The sequence below is a fragment of the Comamonas guangdongensis genome, from assembly GCF_041079535.1.
GTDB lineage: Bacteria > Pseudomonadota > Gammaproteobacteria > Burkholderiales > Burkholderiaceae_C > Comamonas > Comamonas guangdongensis.
This window is the reverse complement of the sequence record NZ_JBFYGN010000066.1, coordinates 1-1205: the sequence shown is the minus strand read 5'-3', so window position 1 is coordinate 1205 and position 1205 is coordinate 1. Positions and strand designations below refer to the sequence as shown.

The 1205-nt window shown below is 56.5% G+C and carries 2 protein-coding genes; both read right to left on the bottom strand.

The window, feature by feature from the left end:
• Positions 1 to 56: 56 nt before the first annotated feature.
• Positions 57 to 410, bottom strand: coding sequence for a hypothetical protein (locus AB6724_RS21775; RefSeq protein WP_369340621.1), 354 nt, complete (start codon positions 408 to 410; stop codon positions 57 to 59).
• Between the two features lie 180 nt (positions 411 to 590).
• Positions 591 to 827, bottom strand: a complete 237-nt coding sequence (locus AB6724_RS21770; protein ID WP_439329915.1) for an integrase core domain-containing protein — start codon at positions 825 to 827, stop codon at positions 591 to 593.
• Between the last annotated feature and the right edge of the window lie 378 nt (positions 828 to 1205).

Here is a 1205-nt window from a genome sequence, read left to right as displayed (position 1 = left end):
CAAAACGGCAGCGGCATTCTTGGGAGGGATTCACCTTGCGGCCACTGTCGTCTGGCTCAATTGATGACGAGCCCTAGCACCATCAGATCGGCATATAGTGCCTGCTGCGCGAATTCCCAGGGAGCACCACCTGTCAACTTGGCCCAAGTCAGGCGTGGTGACGCGGCACTGGCGGCCTGGAAGACTGAGTGAGCCTGATCACGGTATTCGTCGTCTAGTTTGGCCAGTTCACCGGCAATCACTGCGCCTCCCTCGATCGCCAGCGGGTAGCGCAGCAGCAAAGGCGTCACGCTGTACAGCGCCGTGGCCTCTGCTTCGAAGGTTTCGGCCAACTGGCGAGTGATCCGTACCCGTTCAACGCATCGCGCTGTGCCGTCAATGTGCAGCAGAATGGACTTTGGAGACTGCATGGTGTTTCCCTTCCTGCAAGGAAGTTAGGCATTCAGTCTAGACCTTGCCGAAATGCGATCACTTGAGTAACCCCAAACGGGACGTTGTTGGATATGAGATAGCTTTTTGAATTTCCGGACACGGTCCACGACTAGTCCTTCACTGATCTTGCCCTTGTGCTTCCGGCCACAGTCCAGTCGCTAGTTAGCGCTGGTGGGTGGGGTGGTTGTGCTGCTTTGGCATTCCTTGGGCGACATCATTCCCAAGCTTGAATGCGGACGGATTCCGTTAAAGTGCTCGAACGCCTCCGCCGATTGTGCCAGCACGGTCGGTGCATCGCACAGATTCATGCGGCTCATGTAGTCACGCTTGAAGGTGCTAAAAGCGTGCCTCGGCTTCTGACTGTCGGTGTAGTAGGTTTGTGTCCGGTACTTCATTTGCAACACCCTTTCTGCCTGAGCGGGTCATAGTGTGTTGCATCGCCCGATTGAATCCGCCGTCGGCCCCGTTAGTTCGCAGCCCGTGAGAGCTGCCTTTGACCTACGTGGAGCCAACGGCCTTGGTCGCCCTTGCGAGAGTTCTGCTAAATGGCCGGACTTGACGGTGCAGCAGTCACTCGGGAAGCGAAAAGTCCAATGACCGATAGAGGCGGCAGCAGTCACAGGCTGGCTGAAGCATAGCGGCGCCTATCAGCCTAGACCTGCCGTTCACGGCTACTTATCGGACGACAGCTCCTGGCCGATTCTGTTGAAAAACTCTTGTTGAACCGACAGAACTGTCGCACTGTTTTGGTGTCCTATCCTCATTGAGGGAGG

Excerpts from the sequence above, each read along its gene's own strand:
- AB6724_RS21770 (WP_439329915.1), bottom strand. The coding sequence starts at position 827 with ATGAAGTACCGGACACAAACCTACTACACCGACAGTCAGAAGCCGAGG.
- AB6724_RS21775 (WP_369340621.1), bottom strand. The coding sequence starts at position 410 with ATGCAGTCTCCAAAGTCCATTCTGCTGCACATTGACGGCACAGCGCGA.